General features: G+C 49.3%; 17 protein-coding genes. 4 read left to right on the plus strand and 13 right to left on the minus strand.

Going from position 1 to position 18,502, the window contains the following annotated elements; genetic code table 11:
• The first annotated feature begins 226 nt into the window (after positions 1 to 226).
• Together ureA and ureC are read left to right on the plus strand one after the other, a co-directional pair.
• Entirely contained in the window at positions 227 to 871 is a 645-nt protein-coding gene (ureA, locus tag JNUCC32_RS10550; protein ID WP_192571966.1) for an urease subunit gamma, read from the plus strand.
• Entirely contained in the window at positions 868 to 2,580 is a 1,713-nt protein-coding gene (gene ureC, locus JNUCC32_RS10555; RefSeq protein ID WP_192571967.1) for an urease subunit alpha, read from the plus strand. Before ureA ends, ureC begins: the two co-directional genes overlap by 4 nt.
• A gap of 101 nt (positions 2,581 to 2,681) precedes the next feature.
• Here the strand turns inward: ureC and JNUCC32_RS10560 are convergent, their stop codons facing one another.
• On the minus strand, positions 2,682 to 3,758 hold the full coding sequence (locus JNUCC32_RS10560; RefSeq protein ID WP_228468931.1) for an acyl-CoA dehydrogenase family protein: 1,077 nt from the start codon (positions 3,756 to 3,758) through the stop codon (positions 2,682 to 2,684).
• A gap of 82 nt (positions 3,759 to 3,840) precedes the next feature.
• A complete protein-coding gene (locus JNUCC32_RS10565; protein WP_192571969.1) occupies positions 3,841 to 5,649 on the minus strand; it encodes a DUF3658 domain-containing protein in 1,809 nt (602 codons plus the stop codon).
• Positions 5,650 to 5,842: 193 nt separating this feature from the next.
• On the opposite strand from JNUCC32_RS10565, the gene JNUCC32_RS10570 reads away from it, so the two are divergent.
• Positions 5,843 to 7,159 carry a glycosyltransferase family 2 protein gene (locus tag JNUCC32_RS10570; RefSeq protein ID WP_228468932.1) on the plus strand — a complete coding sequence of 439 codons (1,317 nt, stop codon included), beginning with the start codon at positions 5,843 to 5,845 and terminating at the stop codon, positions 7,157 to 7,159.
• A 31-nt stretch (positions 7,160 to 7,190) separates the two neighbouring features.
• On the opposite strand, the gene JNUCC32_RS10575 is transcribed toward JNUCC32_RS10570, so the two are convergent.
• A complete protein-coding gene (locus tag JNUCC32_RS10575) occupies positions 7,191 to 7,391 on the minus strand; it encodes a hypothetical protein (RefSeq protein WP_192571970.1) in 201 nt (66 codons plus the stop codon).
• 676 nt (positions 7,392 to 8,067) lie between these two features.
• Between JNUCC32_RS10575 and JNUCC32_RS10580 the strand changes: the two genes are divergently transcribed.
• On the plus strand, positions 8,068 to 10,668 hold the full coding sequence (locus JNUCC32_RS10580; protein ID WP_192571971.1) for a glycosyltransferase: 2,601 nt from the start codon (positions 8,068 to 8,070) through the stop codon (positions 10,666 to 10,668).
• An 83-nt stretch (positions 10,669 to 10,751) separates the two neighbouring features.
• Here the strand turns inward: JNUCC32_RS10580 and JNUCC32_RS10585 are convergent, their stop codons facing one another.
• From JNUCC32_RS10585 to JNUCC32_RS10630, 10 genes are all read right to left on the minus strand, one after another.
• Positions 10,752 to 11,516, minus strand: coding sequence for a glycosyltransferase (locus tag JNUCC32_RS10585; RefSeq protein ID WP_192571972.1), 765 nt, complete (start codon positions 11,514 to 11,516; stop codon positions 10,752 to 10,754).
• A 35-nt stretch (positions 11,517 to 11,551) separates the two neighbouring features.
• Positions 11,552 to 12,235 carry a galactosyltransferase-related protein gene (locus tag JNUCC32_RS10590; protein ID WP_192571973.1) on the minus strand — a complete coding sequence of 228 codons (684 nt, stop codon included), beginning with the start codon at positions 12,233 to 12,235 and terminating at the stop codon, positions 11,552 to 11,554.
• Positions 12,236 to 12,266: 31 nt separating this feature from the next.
• Positions 12,267 to 13,211, minus strand: coding sequence for a glycosyltransferase (locus JNUCC32_RS10595; RefSeq protein ID WP_096773641.1), 945 nt, complete (start codon positions 13,209 to 13,211; stop codon positions 12,267 to 12,269).
• 175 nt (positions 13,212 to 13,386) lie between these two features.
• Entirely contained in the window at positions 13,387 to 13,572 is a 186-nt protein-coding gene (locus JNUCC32_RS10600; RefSeq protein ID WP_192571974.1) for a hypothetical protein, read from the minus strand.
• Positions 13,573 to 13,591: 19 nt separating this feature from the next.
• Positions 13,592 to 14,101, minus strand: a complete 510-nt coding sequence (locus tag JNUCC32_RS10605; RefSeq protein ID WP_192571975.1) for an NUDIX hydrolase — start codon at positions 14,099 to 14,101, stop codon at positions 13,592 to 13,594.
• 31 nt (positions 14,102 to 14,132) lie between these two features.
• Positions 14,133 to 14,666 (minus strand): GNAT family N-acetyltransferase, encoded by a 534-nt coding sequence (locus JNUCC32_RS10610; RefSeq protein ID WP_036663096.1) that lies wholly within the window; start codon positions 14,664 to 14,666, stop codon positions 14,133 to 14,135.
• A 131-nt stretch (positions 14,667 to 14,797) separates the two neighbouring features.
• A complete protein-coding gene (locus tag JNUCC32_RS10615; RefSeq protein WP_192571976.1) occupies positions 14,798 to 15,700 on the minus strand; it encodes a metal ABC transporter permease in 903 nt (300 codons plus the stop codon).
• On the minus strand, positions 15,697 to 16,635 hold the full coding sequence (locus tag JNUCC32_RS10620; RefSeq protein WP_096773637.1) for a metal ABC transporter permease: 939 nt from the start codon (positions 16,633 to 16,635) through the stop codon (positions 15,697 to 15,699). Before JNUCC32_RS10620 ends, JNUCC32_RS10615 begins: the two co-directional genes overlap by 4 nt.
• A 3-nt stretch (positions 16,636 to 16,638) precedes the next feature.
• Entirely contained in the window at positions 16,639 to 17,367 is a 729-nt protein-coding gene (locus JNUCC32_RS10625; protein ID WP_096773636.1) for a metal ABC transporter ATP-binding protein, read from the minus strand.
• A gap of 1 nt (position 17,368) precedes the next feature.
• Positions 17,369 to 18,340 carry a metal ABC transporter solute-binding protein, Zn/Mn family gene (locus JNUCC32_RS10630; RefSeq protein WP_192571977.1) on the minus strand — a complete coding sequence of 324 codons (972 nt, stop codon included), beginning with the start codon at positions 18,338 to 18,340 and terminating at the stop codon, positions 17,369 to 17,371.
• Positions 18,341 to 18,502: the final 162 nt, after the last annotated feature.

Here is an 18,502-nt window from a genome sequence, read left to right on the forward strand (position 1 = left end):
GACCCCAACCGGGGTCTTTTTTATTGCCTAAAGAAATCGATTCCATATGAGGTTTCGTTAAAACTCGTGAGCTATATGTTATGTATTATAACATTAATATTGACTATTTCTTTGTCTAATGCTACATTTATCCAAAATAAACACCTTTGCACAGCAGGTCAATCGATGTCAAACCTTATTTATGTTATGAATATTAACACATCTGAATGCAAAAGGAGTGGCTAAGATGCATTTAACTTACCAGGAGAGAGACAAATTAATGCTTTTTCTGGCAATGGAATTAGCGCAAAAACGACTAGCCCGCGGGTTGAAATTAAACTACCCGGAGGCGGCCGCACTCATTTCAGGTTTTGTTGTCGAAGGTGCTCGTGATGGTAAGTCCGTAGCCGAATTAATGGAGGAAGCCCGCCATGTGCTGTCAGCGGATCAAGTGATGGACGGCGTCGCCCATCTCCTCAGGGAAGTTCAAGTCGAAGCTACCTTTGTGGATGGCACCAAGCTGGTCAGCGTTCATGACCCGATTCAAGGCGTTCCGGTCCCTTCAGGCATTGTTGCAGGTGAATACGACCTGCGAGACGAGCCGATTCAGCTGGTGCCGGACCGGCCCCGCATTACGCGTGAGGTTACAAATAGCGGCGACCGTCCGATTCAAGTAGGATCGCACTTCCATTTTTACGAATGCAATCCCGCCTTGTTATTCGACCGGAACGGAACGCAAGGATACAGGCTCGATATCGCCTCCGGCTTGTCGGCAAGATTCGAGCCCGGGGAAATCACGAAGGTGACGCTTGTTCAAATTGGCGGGAGCCAGGAAATTCATGGTTTTGCAGGTCTGACGAACGGAAAAACCAATGGGATGGTGAGCTTATGACAACAATCGATCGCGCGACCTATGCCAGCATGTATGGACCTACGACAGGGGATCGGGTAAGGCTTGCCGACACCTCCCTCTGGCTTGAGATAGAGAAGGATTATACCGTTTATGGGGATGAATGCGTCTTCGGCGGCGGTAAAGTGATACGTGACGGCATGGGACAACATCCGCTCGCGACCCGCGCGGAAGGGGCACTGGATCTGGTCATTACGAATGCCATCATTGTGGATACCTGGGGAATCGTGAAAGCGGACATCGGGATTAAGGACGGGTACATCAGAGGCATCGGAAAAGCAGGTAATCCGCTTATGATGGATGGTGTCACCGACGGCATGATCATCGGCGTGGGCACGGAAGTCATTTCCGGAGAGAACTTGATCGTAACGGCCGGCGGCGTGGATTCGCATGTGCATTTCATCAGTCCGCAGCAAGTCGAAATCGCGCTCCAGAGCGGGATCACTACATTCGTTGGGGGAGGCACCGGTCCCGCAACGGGCACATTGGCAACCAATTGTACGTCGGGGGTATGGAACTTGCAGCGAATGCTGCAAGCGACCGATGCACTGCCGATCAATATGGTTTTTCTGGGACGAGGAAACAGCAGTCGTCCCGAAGCGCTGGCCGAACAAGTCCATGCCGGGGCGGCTGGACTCAAAATCCACGAAGACTGGGGCAGCACGCCCTACGTCATCGACAAGTGCCTGAGCGTTGCCGAAGAACTGGATGTGCAGGTCAACATCCATACCGACACGTTGAACGAAGCCGGTTATGTTGAAGACAGCCTGCGCTCCTTTAACGACCGGGCGATTCATACCTACCATACCGAAGGTGCGGGAGGCGGTCATGCACCGGATCTGCTGCGGGTTGCCTCCATGCCGAATGTACTCCCCTCCTCGACCAGTCCAACCATGCCATATACAGTGAATACGGTTGACGAGCATCTGGATATGCTGATGATCTGCCATCATCTGGATCCGCGTATTCCCGAGGATGTTGCCTTCGCCGCGTCACGGATTCGTGCGGAAACGATCGGGGCGGAAGATATTTTGCATGACATCGGGGCGATCAGCATGACCAGTTCCGATTCGCAGGCAATGGGACGGGTTGGTGAGGTCGCTATCCGTACATGGCAAACGGCCGACAAAATGAAACAGCAGCGCGGTCCGCTCGGGCCGGATTCCAAATCGGACAATTTCCGCATCAAGCGATATATCGCCAAATATACCATTAACCCGGCCATGACGCATGGGATATCCGATTATGTCGGTTCCGTCGAGGTAGGAAAAATGGCCGATCTCGTACTTTGGAAACCCGCCTTCTTCGGAGCTAAACCGGAGATCGTGCTGAAGAGCGGCATGATTGTCCATGCCGTCATGGGAGATCCCAACGCTTCCATCGCTACACCGCAGCCGTATATGTATCGGCCGATGTTCGGCAGCTATGGCGGCGCTCAGGCAGCGCTAAGCGCCACCTTCGTTTCCCAAGCCTCCCTGCAATTAGGGACGCTGGATCCATTAGGATTGCGTAAGCAGCTCCTGCCTGTAAGGAACTGCCGAACCGTGAGAAAGGCGGATCTTGTCCACAATGGGGAGACGCCGGAAATCATGGTCGATCCGGCGAACTACGCCGTAACCGTTAACGGCGAGAAGCTGACAAGCGCCCCATCGTCTCATCTGCCGTTATCCCAACGCTATTTCCTTGTATAATGGCCAAAGATACATGCAAGCGTAATTAAGTATACCTGCGATAATCCACATATAAACGAACAACCATGAGCAGCTCGGCTTGCCGCTCATGGTTGTTCGTTTTATTCATAGCTTCTCAGCAGCGCATGCGAGCATGCCGTCTGAAGATCCCTCCAGCAGCGATTGATTTCGGAATCTTCCATGGCAGCAGATAAACCGAACAGCGGAAACAGCTGTTGGCCGCAGAATAACGCTGCTTGAGCTGTTTCGATGCTTTGGGCCGTTACATGTGCCTCCGTGGCATCCGATATGGCACCGTTAGCCATCAACTCTGCCCATGACGCTTCTACCCACTTATAAAAATCAGCGATCGATAGATGCAATGCCGCTTTATTCTCGTTCAGCTTGCCGATCACATGGGAGGAACTCCCCCGCTTGACCGCAAGCGATTCCGCCGTTTCAAGGAAATGCTCAGCGATCCCGACTGCAACACCGGCAAAGGATACTTGAGCAAACGGAAGGAATGGATAGCGATATATCGGCTCGTCCTCATACCCTTTCGTTTCCGTAAGCGAGAATGTCATCTCTTCCGGAACGAATGCCTCTACAGCGGATATGGTGTGGCTCCCTGTTGCCCGAAGGCCAAAGGCATTCCAATCCTGCTGGATTTCGATCTGGTCAGGATTCATGATAAAGGACCGGATCTCGGGTTCGCCCTGATCTTCAGTCGGCTCGCCAGGGGCATCTTGTAGCGTGGAATCCTGTTCAACAACTGCGTTGGCCGTAAAGGTCGTGGCATAAGTAGACCCGCTGCAATACTTCCAGCTGCCAGTCACGATATAACCGCCGTCCACCTGTCTGGCGGTACCTGTCGGCATGCCGCTGCCCGCAATCACCGCTTCGCGGCGCGCAAACACCCGGCGGCTGATATCCGAACTCATCAGCGCGGCAAAGAATCCTCCGCCTGCTCCTATCGTAACCAGCCATCCCAGGTTGCCGTCGATGCGGGCACTTTCTTGGAAGATACGCGTTGCATCCGGCAGAGGGGTCATCCTTCCTTCCAGCTCGTCGGGAACAAACAGGTGAAACAAACGATGATCATATATGGTTTTCAGCACGTCGGGAGTTACTTGTCTATGCTTGTCCATCCCAAGCGCTTGTTCTCTTATGGTTTGAATCTCTTGCTCCGTAAATACCATGTCTCCACCGCTTTCCGTGATCATTTCTCTTTCATAATGATCGTCTGCTCTTTATGAAATCATAATCTATGAATTTATTAATCTATTCTTTAGGAGCCGTTTCCTCGATCTGGATTAACGCCTTTTCCAGGGAGCGCATCAAAGACACTCGTTGTATCCTATGATCCTCATAAGTGCTCAACAGTTGATCGATTTCAGTTTGCATGCTGCCCTTTACGGCATCCGAGCCGGACAATTCAGATAATCCTAGGCTTTCTGCATCTAACTGCCGCAATTCCTCCATGAAGCCTGTCTCCGTAAGATTCATTTCCATCATTTCACTTAACAGCGACTTCAGCTTCGCAGCCTTAGCCAGTCGTTGTTCATGACTCCACTGCTCCTTTGGACTCGATGCATCCACAAGCGAGACGCTGTAGTGCCGCATGGCATCCAGCTCGCCGGAGTAAGCTAAAGCACCTGTCTGAATCAGATGACGTATGCGGTACTCGATGAAAAAGTCGGAAACGGTTAATTCCCCCTGTCCGATGACCTCGCCAATGACCCGAGCGGATTTCTTGAAGAATCCATGCCTGGCTTCAAGGCGGTATACGGTTTTCAGAATTTCTTCATCGTAGTACGACTCTGGAACGGTGCACAGCATATCACCTTGAAGCACCCGAAGGAACCCGCCTTCGCTCAAAAGGCGCTCCCAGTCTGCGCGATAACCAGCCTGCTCTTGCAGCGACAATGGGACCGGCTCGGCTGCGTCCAGAACATGCTGGAGCTGATTCGCGTTCATTTCAAATGTTCCTTTGAACCATTGATTTGGATTTTGCTGATGAAGCACGCTTGTCGCATTCACCAATCTTACCTCAGAATGATCCGGCATTAAGGTCAACAATCTTCGCAGGCCCAGCTGTTCCGCCGCGGAATCGCCGGCCCAGATCAGGCATGGCATTTCTTTCATCTGCTGAGGCAAGGTCAGCCACGCGAACGCTGCCTGCAGCATCGTTAATTTCCTGTCTTCCGCATGCGCGGTGTTATAACGTTCCTCAAACCACTGCTTTCGGGCGGAGAACGAACGGGCGAAAGCATGATCGTTCGGAAGCGGTCCGGCCATGAGATTATCGCCTAATGTCACTACGATTTCACCGGGTTTCGACAGCAGCATGATCCTGAGCGATCCTGCCGTCGACTCATCAAAGGCAATATGGATTCGCGATACGTTCCCGCGATGAATCGGCGATTCCCGCAGGTAGGCTTCATTCCCCATCGCCCATTCTTTATCGAACGCCTCAAGGAAGAGCTCCAGACTTTGATGCTTACCATCTGCAAGCAGCTTGGCCGATTCGGTATTCATCCGGTCCTTCAGCTTCAAGAGCTTTTCAGAGAAATGGTTAATGGCCGTGCTCTTTCCCTTTCGATATTCCTTCAGGGTCATATGCTCGCGGAGTGGAACAGACGGATCGTACATACTCTGTCCTTTCCATCCGGAATATGCGAAAGTACGAGCGATTCCGATAACCCCCATCGCATCAAGCCGATCCGCGTCTTGGACAATTTGGCCTTCCAACGTTTGCATAGCACTCCCTGTTCCGCCTGAGAATGACATCGTACCGATGATCCCCAGCACACGCTCCTGATCAGATGCTTCTACGCCGGCTTGCTCCAACCAATGGCGAACCCGCTCGTATCCTGCTTCTTTTGATTCGTTCAATTTCTCGTCGGCTACGTCATGGAGGACTGCCGATAACTCACATATGTATACGTTGGCGCCTTCAAGATGAGCCAGTATCCGGGCGATGCGGGTGACACGCTGAATGTGCCACCAGTCGTGGCCGCTTGCTTCCCCTTCGTGTACGGCCCGAGCAAAGTCTCGGGCTTGCCGAATGATATCACTCTGAGTTTTCATTGATTCTACCTCCCCTATCCCGGGTTCCGGTCTATAAGCTCTATTATTCCCGATTTACCTAAACGCCGCAACATGGAGTAAGTTATCGGCATTTGTATCCCCCATGCCAATGGGGGCATATGATAAACAGAACTATGTTGATGACTTATTACAACCGTATAGAGTCACCTTCGGTTAGGATACAGAAAGGAACATGATAGCCATGCTGGTGTTTATTCTACCTGGATTATATCCTCATTTAAGCGAGAACACCGTATCCTCGGTTTTGCGTGTTTTTTCAAATGCCCGTCCTATCGTGATTCAAAACGAACGGGAGTCCGCAGCAATAATGAACGAAGCGCTGTCCGATAACCTGAATACGCCATGGTTCATGACGCTCTGTGCCGGAGATACTGTACAGCCCATGGCGAAGAAAGAAATCGAACGATGGCTGCAAACTTGCGCTGACGGCTCCGCTGGCTTTATACTGACTTCCGCAACCAAAACAGTCCAGCCAATAGCATTACACAAAAGACCTGTTCCAAACTTCCATACTCCCCGCGGCCCCCTGTTATGGCGTACGAGCATCGTGATGAAAGGACAGACACCGGGTTTTTCGAGCAATGATCAGCTGCCGTTCCAGAAATACGTGTTGATCGATAAGCAGGTCCAGCTAACCAGCCACTATGAATGGAAGGAAGTAGATTCGGACGGGATCTTATACCATCATCGCGCTGCCCCTCCCTGGATGAAGGAAGCAGAGGAATGGAACGCAATCTCTCCGCTTCTTCATGCTCCATCCCGCGTTCAGACTATAAATGAAAAACAAATCCCTCCTATAGTTACCATTGCGCTGTGCACATTTAACGATGGTGAATACTTGCCGTGGGCTATTCGCTCCGTATTGTCACAGACGATCACAGATTGGGAGCTGATCATAGTTGATGATCATTCAAGTGATGATACTCCAAGCATCCTGGCGGGATTACCGATAGATAAGCGTATAAATAAAGTGAGACTACATCAAAATCTGGGTAAGGCTCATGCCCTGAACTTAGCGCTACAAATGGCAAGCGGGGCCTGGTTTCTTGAGCTGGATGCCGATGATTGGCTGTCACCAGATATTCTGGAAGTTCTTCTACATGAAGCAAACAGGGAACCGAATGTTGGTGTATTGTATGCGAATCATTTTGAATGGGTCGAGCGTTTGAATAAACAGCTCCTTTACCAGGGGGTCCGAACTGGACCTTCCCGTTTGTCCGCGGAGCGACTCCTCGTAGAAGCTATGGCAGTAGCCCCAAGAATGTTCAATATCTCTGTAATCAAGCAGCTAGGAGGATGGAACACCTCAGTCCCGTTCGCAGGGCGTCTATACGAAGATATCGAGATGTTATCCAAGGTTTCAAGCTTCCATCCGGTTTACATTCCTAAACCGCTGTATCATAGAAGAATTAGGAGCTCAAGCATGACGCATCGGCATCTTAATCACTATGAGAAATGGAAGAACTCGATGAGCGATATTTTGAAATAGTTATTGCAAAGTTCCCCATCTCAAGTGAAGACTAAGGAAGTATGCGAACTAATGAAATATTATCATTGATGATGGTGACCTGCCTTGATGCTGGCAAATAGTTTGAGCTTACAACCTGAACTGTGATCAACGCGCCTGCTGCCGATAATAACTGTCCTTGAAGGAACTGATTGGCCTGGATAACCTCCACTGTCCTGCCAAGGAAAGTTGCCAGTATTTCCGAAAAATCCATCCACTCTTCCCTCCCTGTCCATCATTATTCAATAGATAAAACACTGCTCAACGGTATTATGGCAATACTTCCGTTAGGCTCCGAGATTTGAATATAATTGTCTCCAATAGACACCAATGAACCGAAAATCGAACCAGCCGGAGTTTCGATGGTTATTCGAGTATTCAGACGCGATCTTAAATAAGCAATGACATTATTCCAATCCGCATAGCCATAATCCTCCACTTGTTTCTGAAGAGCGTTTACCCGTATGGTAAGTCGTCTGAGCTGTAATTTGATTTGAGATATGCTATGAATCAATCTTCGACGCAACCGATTTAGCTTGCTCAGAACCGTTATCGGCTTTTTAGCACGCTTATGTTTTCTCTTGCCAACAATGAATTTGCAATCTTTTTGATGGCTTCGGTTCCAATATCTCCTCACACTAGCTGCCTCCCTCCATATAGTCACTGGTACAATATGTATAAATCCATCCAATGGAAACCTGAATAGCCAAAGATAAGAAAAGGGCCTACAACTATAGATCCGTATAAATTGTTGCAAGATATTTCAATGCGGGAATCATACATACCCATTTTGATAAAACCAATGCCGGATGGTGTTCTACCCATACAGATACATGGGGTGATACATACTTTGTTAAAGAGACAATCACACACGAGAGAGGAGGCTACTCTTGAATAAAATCACAAACAACCGGCGCAGATCTTCCACGAATCGCACGAGTCCCCGTCAGATTAAGCTTCGTAAATCAAACTATAAATTGTACAAAAAGAAACGGTCAGTTCAGCCGGTACCTCCGATTTTCCTATCACATACAACTCATCAACAATCCGTCACCCCTTTTGAATACGAGGCTGCCCCTGTCCCTGCTGGGCCCCGGGTAACGGAGATTTTTGCACCCGGGATAGCGCCGTTATACGACATTATTCGTTTTCCCGTCATTGATTGGCAATTCAGATGGCAGCGGCCGCAGCAATTATCCGAACAGTTCGCTCAACAGGGACATCGTGTTTTCTATGTAACCACGGAGATCATCGGTTTGCGCAAGGAAGAGGCTTCCAAAGAAGAGGTAGGACGTTTTGTCTCGATTAAGAACATCGATCGAAACGTATGGCTCGTTACTTTGTGCGCGCATAAACCTCTAAATCTATATAAAGATGAGATGAGCAGCTGGGATATCCAGTACCTAAAATGGTCTATAGAGCATGTACGAGACAAATTCGGGATATCCCAAATGGTATCGATTGTCGATTTACCGTTCTGGACTCCTCTTGTCACGGCCATGGAGCAACATCATATCGTGTATGATTGCATGGATCATCATGCGGGTTTCTCGACCAATGATCCTGCCATGCTCCATCAGGAGGAACGCCTGCTTCGGGTGGCCGGGCTTGTCGTAACGTCCTCACAGCATTTGTACGATTGGGCTATTGAACATAATCCATCCACGGTCCTTATCCGCAATGCCGCTGATATCTCTCATTTTTTAAAACCGCCTGAACAATCGTTGACGGAGCTGAAGTCCTTAAAGCAGCCGATTATCGGTTATTACGGGGCGATATCCGACTGGTTCGATATACGCCTGATCGAAACAGTGGCCAGAAACAGACCCGAATGGACATTCGTTCTGATTGGACACACCTTTGGTTGTGATACCACTGACGTCGAGAAGCTGGACAATGTCGTACTTTTGGGCGAGAAGCCCTATCATGAGCTGCCAATCTATTTACATCGATTTCAAGTTGCATTAATTCCTTTCATGAAGAATATGCTCACCAAGGCTACAAATCCTGTCAAACTGTACGAATATCTTGCGGCTGGAAAACCAGTCGTATCTACCGACCTGCCAGAGGTTGAAGCCGTTGCTTCCGATATGGTCTCCATTGCAGATACGCCGGATAAATTCGAACAGGCAATTCATGAAGCACTTCAGGAATCCGGTACCGAGCAGATCAAACGAAGGCAAGAATTCGCCCGTCATAATAACTGGGTTCAAAGATACCAGGTTCTAAACGACTACATTACACAGCATCTGTTTCCTAAGGTTAGCGTCATTATTGTCGTTCACAATAAATGGTCTTACACCGAGCAATGTCTCCGCAGTTTGCTGCAAAAGGGACATTATCCAAACCTGGAAGTTGTTATCGTCGATAATGCCTCGACGGATCAAACTTCTTTTCACCTTAAAGCTCTTAACAACCCGCTGGTTAAAGTTATTTCGTCTCCGGAAAATCTTGGTTTTTCCGCAGGGAACACACTCGGATGCCTGGAATCAACAGGTGAGTATATGATTTTGCTTAACAACGATACGCTAGTACCTGATGGCAGCTGGATTACCCGATTGCTCCGGCCATTTCACGAAGACCCGCAAATCGGAATGACGGGCCCGATGTCCAATTATGTGGGTAATGATCAAGCGTTGGATCATTTCATCGGCGACGCGGTATACGGTGCCGATGTTCGTTGGTTGCATGATTTCTATAAGCTGTACCATGAGAAAATCAGATATACCGATTTGCTTGGATTCTTCTGTGTTGCCATGAAGCGTAGTGTATGGGATAAGGTTGGTTCCCTTGATCCGGCCTATGGAATTGGCATGTTCGAGGATGATGATTACTGTGAACGGGTGCGCAATGCAGGTTACCGTCTGGCTATCGTCGAAGATGCTTTTGTATATCATTACGGCAGTGCCACCATTAAAGAACTGAGGCCCCAAGCATACGATTCGTTGTGGGAAAAGAACAAGGCATACTACGAGCAGAAATGGAACAAAACCTGGAGATTGCCGAAAGGTCCTCACAGCCTGTTTCATTTGGCGGATCATCCGCAGGAAATCGCCAATCGGATTCATGTGACAGGGAAGAAGTTCGCTTTGGTTCTGGGTGATAAAGTATGGGATGCCCACTCCAAACGCTGGCAGAAAATCGTCATGGGATTGACGGAGGATGAGGACTTGTATGTCATCGTATATGCGCATGAATACCACGGCAAACCGATAATCGGAACTCGCAAGGTGGGTCCAAGACTGTATTTCACTAACCGGATCGATTTATTCTCTCAAGTCACATTTGATCATGTAATATACTGCGGTTCAACCGATGTTTACCCCTACCTGCGTTCCGACCATTTTGTAGCGGATTCGCTTTGTTATCATGATCATCGGCTCAAAGCTCTTCAATCCAACTTGCCCGATATCAAGGTGTTTGGGGATGCTCTTGTGACTCATACCGTACGTAATGTCATGTCTCTTACAAGGGATATATCGACCGTATAGTATAAAACGGAACTCCCTAAATAACTGGAGAATAAAAACCCATCCATGCTTCTGAAGTTCGTTCAGAAGCATGGTCATGGCGTTTAATTTGAATGAGGCTCTTTTGCCATTTTCTTTAAGTAACGCCGAATGACTTCTGGATGACGACCTTGAAAGGGAGTTGTGGTTATCTCGTATTCCGAATGCTTAAAACTCCAATCTGGCACGCCTTCGTTTTCAAGTAAATTAACGTCTTTTCTCCGGTTGTCATTAAATTTGATCTTACGTCCCAAAGCATAATGATAATGGTATATATTCACATCGCTTCGCCCTCTTGGAATACTCCATATGCTCTGCCCTTCTGCCGCCTCAAGCGTGCAATGATGCTTCTCATTACGATAACGAATCCCTTTATTCGCCCTCCACATTCTCGTTATATCATTGGACCATCGCTCATCCCCTGGGCTATTCACTCGAATGGTCCACGGATCTCCCCAAAAATTGACGAATGGGAACTGGTAAATATCCACGTCAGCGTTGGCCATAAGCTCCGGCAGCGCTTCTTGAAAACGATCATCCATCAATTCATCGATATCCAGATTCATAATCCAGTCTCCCTGAGCTTGATCGATCAGGAAATTACGTACTTGGGATTCATTCCAATCATCGGTGTAAGGCATTCCATTTTGCTGCAAACGAAACAACCGGATTGGATAACGATCCTGCAAGCGCTCAATATGCTTCAAAGTGCCATCTGTGCTTCCTCCATCGACCATAATGATTTCATGAGCAAAACGGCTCACGCTTTCTATATATAAGGGGACAAACGTTTCTTCATTCAAAACCGGTACAATGACCGACAGCTTCATGGAATATCCTCTCCTTCCTGTTCTGGCCCTTACGCTTAACCTCTGCCGATCAGTTTGCGCATAGACTGAACATCCCCCCTTGCCTCCTTGTATTGTTTGTACAAGGCATAGTTGGTTTCATAATGGGGATTGCCTTCTGGTCCAACAAACGGGTGCCAAAAGTGCACCATTTCACCGTCCAATCGAACGTGGGTACCGATAAGGGTGTCCATTGCGTATGCGAAGGCCTCATCCTCCCCGCCCCAGCCGATAAACCGTTCATCATATCCCCCCACCGCATCAAACGCATTTCGTTTTAATGCATTCAACCCTCCCAGATAATAAGCGCTGTTCTCATCTCTATTTCCCAGTATCGTTGGGATCGGCCAATCCGCTGTTTGAGACAGGATCATTTGCGAGATGTCCTCCGGCAGCCGTAATATACGACTGAAGGGGATAACCCATTGACGATCATTCACGTAAGATATCGTTTCCAGCACGAGGTTGGGATCATATACGATATCACAGTCGGCAATCATGAATACATCTCTGGTTGCTTGGCGGGCTGCGCGGTTAATGGCTTTCGACCTGCTGAATGGATTACCGGAGACCTCACCGATGCATACTTCTATGCCCGGCATCGTCCGTGAGTAGAAATCCAGCGCCCACCTAAGCGCAGCATCCCTCGGCCCGCCTTGATCCGACTGGTAGGGAATCAGAACGGAAACTTGGTCAAACATCTTTTTCTTCCTCCTCACCTGCAGAGCTTGACTAAATTTGAAACAAAACGCGGAGCCATCGGCTCATCGCATGGTCGATCCTCCAACCTGACTCTATATGACTCCTGCACCTTAACCCGATTTCTCGAAGTTCATCCGTCCGACTTCTCCAATGGTTAATCTTGTGTATAAAATCTTCGGGAGAGTCACTATCCAATATCAGTCCATGGGCAGCCGGATGAGCTGCATCTTTTGCATTACCGACATTCGTGGAAAGAACGGGAACCCCGCAAGCATACGCTTCCAGCACAGTAGCCCCGCTTCCTTCATTGGCTCCCGTGTTCAACAACAAGTTCAACTTATGATAAAAACCCGGCATGCTTTCGTAAGTGTGAGCACCGGAAGTTTCGATAAAAGCGATTCCTTCGTCACTCTTGAAATGCTCTTTAATTCGCATATACAAAGTATTGTAGTTTTTAGAGGTTTTCGAGGGATCTCCGGCCCATCCGATCACGAATGGAGCATTGTCTATTCGAGCCATAGGCAATGGCTGAAACAATTTGTCATCCACGAAATGACCGATATACTCCACAGATGTGTTCGGCGCTACAGCCTGCAAGATGGAGGCCAGTCTCCGATTTATAGCGCCCAGCTTTCCGATTCTAGGAAGGACCAGCCTGAGAAAGTCAGGATCGGGAACGAGTTCATCCTTCCATTCCCTATAGGTTTCGTAGTGTTTACTGAAGTAATAATAGGAGACGGCTGCCGCTGAATCGATGCGGATATTCTTGAAAACGCAATAAGCCGCAATGCCAAGACACATGGCGGATATGTGATCATATTGGTGATTCAACTCTCCACTGCTTTTGTGTTCAAGATAGAGATCCAATTCGCTCATAGACATGAGGTCCAACGATGGATGATATTGCTGAATAACCTTGGCATTCTTACCCAGGATCCACCAGGGCACGTCATAGATCAGCAAGTGCCTTCCCATAATGTCGACCTCCTTATCCGCTCGTAATAGAGTATATTCGACTCCTCCCCGACAAGTTTGCAAGACCATGCAAAATGATGAATACGTCCATCATTAACAATAAAAAGCTGCCCATGGCGTAGAATGAAACCTACACTAAAGGCAGCCGTATAATTCCAATGAATTTGACTGATAACTAAACTTTTTTATCGATAATATGTTCATTGGCACGGATCTCTTGAATTTCTTTTCTCAATGCTCTCATCTCTTGAAGCATGGCATCCATTCTAATGATGATTTTGGATGAATTGATGGCGTAACGAATAACAATGGTGGAAACTACGATACTTATCACAATCATGAAAATCTCTACAAAATCCATTTAATCAAGAACCTCCGTATTATGATGGCTGAATGAATTCCTTAAGCAAGCCCTGCATCATGGCAAAAATCAGTTCGGAATCCTGCAGCTTATTCTCCTTTATCCCGCGCCAGCAGTCCGTGACGCTCATACGTACCACGTCAATGCGCTCGTATCCCTCGAGCTGCTGGCCGGATTGGCTTATTACCTCATCGGTATAATAGACATGTGCGATCTCGTTGCACCTCCAGGACGCCGGGTACAGCTTGCCTAGGTAGTGAAGCTCACCGCAGATGAAGCCTGTTTCCTCCAGCATTTCACGTCGAGCCGCCGATTCCAGGTCCTCTTCCTCGCCTACGCCGCCGCCAGGCAGCTGAATAACGTAATCATCCACGGCCGCTCGGTATTGACGGATCAGCAGCAGCTGATCGCCATCCTTTGCCAGAACAACAACGGACACATAATTTTCCTTGGTATAATACACTTTGCCTGACGTTTCCTCGTAAATCGATATTCCGTTATGGCGGATCAATAACTCGCTATTTACCATACGGGCAGGTGCTCCTTTTCAAGACGGTTGGTCATTTCCTCCCGTCGAATTCTTCTTTCAGGATGGAGAATAAATAGGAATCATGATAACGGCCCTTAAACCATAAGTGCTGCCGTAGATGCCCCTCCTGCTTCATTCCGATGTGACGCATGACGCTAGCAGACCCGACGTTTCCCGGCCGACAGGTGGCATAGATCCGGTTGACTCCCAGTTCCTCGAAGCCGAAGCGGCACATGACCCTAGCGGCCTCGGTAGCATAACCCTGCCGCCAATAAGCGGGATTCAGACAGTATCCAAGCTCTGCATTCGTATCGGATCGATGAAGCCCCACGCCTCCGATCAATTGGCCGCCATCCTTTAATACGATCGCCAGCTCGTAGCTGTCACGGGGGCTCTGCTCTATCATTCGGCGGATTTCCCCTACATACTTCCATGTATCTTCTTCCGTATTGGGTCCCCACATCGTATACTCGGTCACTCTTGGATCTGAAGCATAGGCATGAATACTCGCAAAATCCTCATCCCGGAAATCGCGGATCGTCAGTCTAGGGGACTCTAACTGCATAGGTACCTCACTCCTTCATGAAGCCTCCGGCACAGGCGGAGGTGATTTTTTCCAATTATACCACGCTGTATGTCGCAGATAAAAAAAGAAGCCGGGCAGCCTATCCCCCAAGCTTCTTTCAATATCTCACATTAAGAAAATCCTTCCAGTTTCTTCTCCTTGTCATGCGTTTTGAACTTATGAATATAACGGGAAAGCACGCCATGTCGCGGAGAGGACAGAAAGCTGATGATAAATACGATTCCGGTTGCGAATGCCATGGATCCCGAAATGGAGGTGTCCAGCCATACCGCGATATAATAGCCCATAAATGCCGATATGACGCCAAAGGCCCCGCTTAGCGCCAGCATGATGGAGAGTTTATCGGTCCATAGATAAGCAGCCGCGGCAGGCGTTATTAACATAGCCACCACCATGATCGCCCCCACGGCATCAAAGGAGGCCACCGTTGTGATGGAGACGAGCGACATGAACACATAATGCATAAGCACGACGGGAATGCCGATGCTGGCCGCAAGTGCCGGATCAAAGGAGGTGATCTTCCATTCTTTATAGATTGCCAGGATCACGATAAGCACGACCAAGAGAACGGCTGCCAGCATAAAGGTCGCTTTCGGTACCTCGCCTAGAAGCGGAACGTGCATCACATCCCATGGCACAAACGTGATTTCGCCCATGAGCGCATGCTTTGTATCCAGATGGGCGTTGCCAACTTGGGTCGCAATCAGGATGACGCCGATGGCAAACAAGGTTGTGAAAACAACGCCGATGGATGCGTCCTGCTGTACGCCCCGGGAATGAAACCATTGAACCAGTACCGCCGTCAGCAGGCCGGCTATGATCGCACCGACCAGCATATGCGGACCGCTGAGTTCTCGGGTGACGATAAACGCCGTGACGATGCCGAGCAGCACGGTGTGGCTGATGGCATCGGCCATCATCGCCATTCGGCGCAGAATCAGGAACACGCCGACGATGCCGCAGGACAATCCGACGAGCGAGGCTGTGAGTAAGATCCATGCGGTATAAGTCATTGATTGCTCCCCCTCTCGGAAATCCGGGGACCAAGAACGGTTTGACTGCCCGCGTCCCTATGCTCTTTTTTCTGGGAGCGGAGCTGCAGAGCCTGAATCAGAAGACCCTTCTCTGCGCCGAAGACCAGAGAGATCGTGAACAACACGGAGGAAGCTACAACGATAAAGGGCCCTGTAGGCCATCCTTTTCCCAGAGTGCTCACGAGTGTACCGACAAACCCGGCGCCGCCTCCAAATACAGCCGACAGAATGACCATCATTTTGAAGGATTGTGTCCAATATCTTGCACTGACGGACGGAATGATCAGCATGGCCGCCATCAATATGACGCCGACGGCCTGAATGCCGATGACGATGACAAGAACGAGCACACCCATATAGAGGGTATTCATCAGTCTGCCGTTCAGCCCTAACCCCCGGGCAAAATCGGGATCAAACAGAAATAACTTCCATTCTTTAAAACCAATCGAGACAACGAGAATGACCAGAACAGCCAGGATTAGCATCGTAACCACATCCTTGCGAACCATGGATGCCGCCTGCCCGAAAATAAAGTTATCCAGTCCGCTTTGATTCCCGCCGCCCGTACGGTTCACGATCGTCAGCAGCATAATGCCCAAACCGAAAAACACGGATAGTATCATGCCCATCGCCGTATCCTCTTTAATGCGGCTGGAAGTCCGAATCCACTGGATCATCCAGGCCCCGATTAAAGCGCTGGCGGCTGCCCCGAGAATCATGACCAGCAGGTTCTTGCTTCCCGTCAAAGCGAATGCGATCACGACACCCGGCAGCGCCGCGTGAGACAATGCATCGCTCATCAGGCTTTGCCGCTTCCAATAGGCAAGACAGCCGATCATGCCGGCTGCCATGCCCAGGATTAACGTGCTTAACAGTACCCACTGTGTGTTCGGCGACAATAATGAATTGAGCATGCTTTACGCCTCCTTCATCCAGCGAAGCGAACCGCCGTATGCACGGTAAACTTGATCCTTCGTGAAGACGTCTTCCGTCTTCCCGTGCGCAATGACCGTACGGTTCAACAGCAGCACATGGTCGAAATAATCTTCAACCGTCTGCAGATCATGATGGACCACCATCACGGTTTTGCCCGCCTTTTTCAGATCCTTCAGGGTTGTCATAATCGCCCGCTCGGTTGCGGCATCGACTCCAGCTAACGGCTCATCCATGAAATAGAGATCGGCATCCTGAACGAGCGCCCTTGCGAGAAATACGCGCTGCTGCTGTCCGCCGGAGAGCTGACTGATCTGCCGGTCGGCAAAGTCTGCCATGCCCATCTGATCAAGCGATGCCATCGCCTTATCCTTATGGCTCTTGTTTGGCCGTTTCAGCCACCCTACCCGTCCGTACAAACCCATCATGACGACATCCAACGCATCGGTCGGGAAATCCCAGTCCACGGACCCCCGCTGCGGCACATAGCCGACGCGGGTTTTCGTTTGGCTTAAGCTGGACCCGAAGAAGGAAACATTCCCCGACAGTTTCGGATGAAGCTCCAGCATGACTTTAAGCAAGGTGGATTTGCCGGCGCCGTTCGGCCCGACAATGCTGGTTAGCGAGCCCTGCTCCACGCTGAAGGACACGTTGTGAAGCACTTTATTTTTTCGATACGATGCATGGAGATCTTGAACTTCAAGTACAGACATCTTATTCACCACTTCCTGTTAACGCATGATAGATTGTTTCGACATTATGACGGTACATTCCGATATAAGTGCCTTCCGTCGTTCCCGTCTCGCCCATGGCATCGGAGAAGAGCTCGCCTCCAAGCTTAATGTCCAGCCCTTTCTTGGCAGCTCCTTCAATGACGGCATTGATCGATGCCGGGTTGACGCTGGACTCGACGAATACGGCAGGCACCTTGTGTTCCAGCAGTAGGTCGATCGTGCCGTTAATATCCGAGAGGCCGATTTCATCCTCAGTGCTCAGGCCTTGAAGGCCGACGACTTCCAGACCATGCATACGGCCGAAATACCCAAAGGCATCATGAGCGGTAACCATGACCCGCTGCTCTTCCGGTATTTGCCCCAGCTTATCCTTTGCCTCCGCTTTCAGCTCATCCAATTGCGCAAAATACTTCTGCTTGTTCTCTTCAAAATAGTCGGCATCGGCGGGAGACAGCGACTTCAGCTCTTCCACTGCAGAGTCCAAGGAGGTCTTCCATAGATCGATATCAAACCATACGTGGGGATCGGTCGCCTGCGTGTCATCCTGAAGCAACCGATCCTTCGGGATGGCGTCCGCTATCGCCAGCACGGGTTTGTTTTTTCCGATCTGTTCGAAGATTTCCGTCATATTGCCTTCCAGATGAAGTCCGCTATAGAAAATAACATCCCCGCTATCCAACTTCTTGATATCGCCTTGTGTGGCATTATATAAATGCGGATCGACGCCAGGTCCCATCAAGCTCAGCACCTCCACCCGATCTCCTCCGATGACGGAGATGGGTTCCGCAATCTGTCCAATAGTGGTTACCACGCGTATTTTCTTGTCGGCCTGCTCGGTTGCCGCTCCGCTCTGCTTCGCTTCCCCCGATGCGCATGCGGATAATACCAGCAACAAAACCAGAATGGCTGCCCCCATGAATATCCTGCCTCTACTAGTCCTCTTGTTCTTCATCTTCTTCTCCTCCACTCCAAATAAATAATGAGTCGACCATTCTAATGTAAATGAAAACCTCGTCCTGCCGTCGTACAATTGTTTTGCATTAATGCAACATTAATTCCTATGTACAAAAAATAATCCATCTTTAGGTTTTTGTCAATGTTATTTTATAAATTC

The organism is Paenibacillus sp. JNUCC32, assembly GCF_014863545.1.
Lineage (GTDB): Bacteria > Bacillota > Bacilli > Paenibacillales > Paenibacillaceae > Paenibacillus_AQ > Paenibacillus_AQ lautus_A.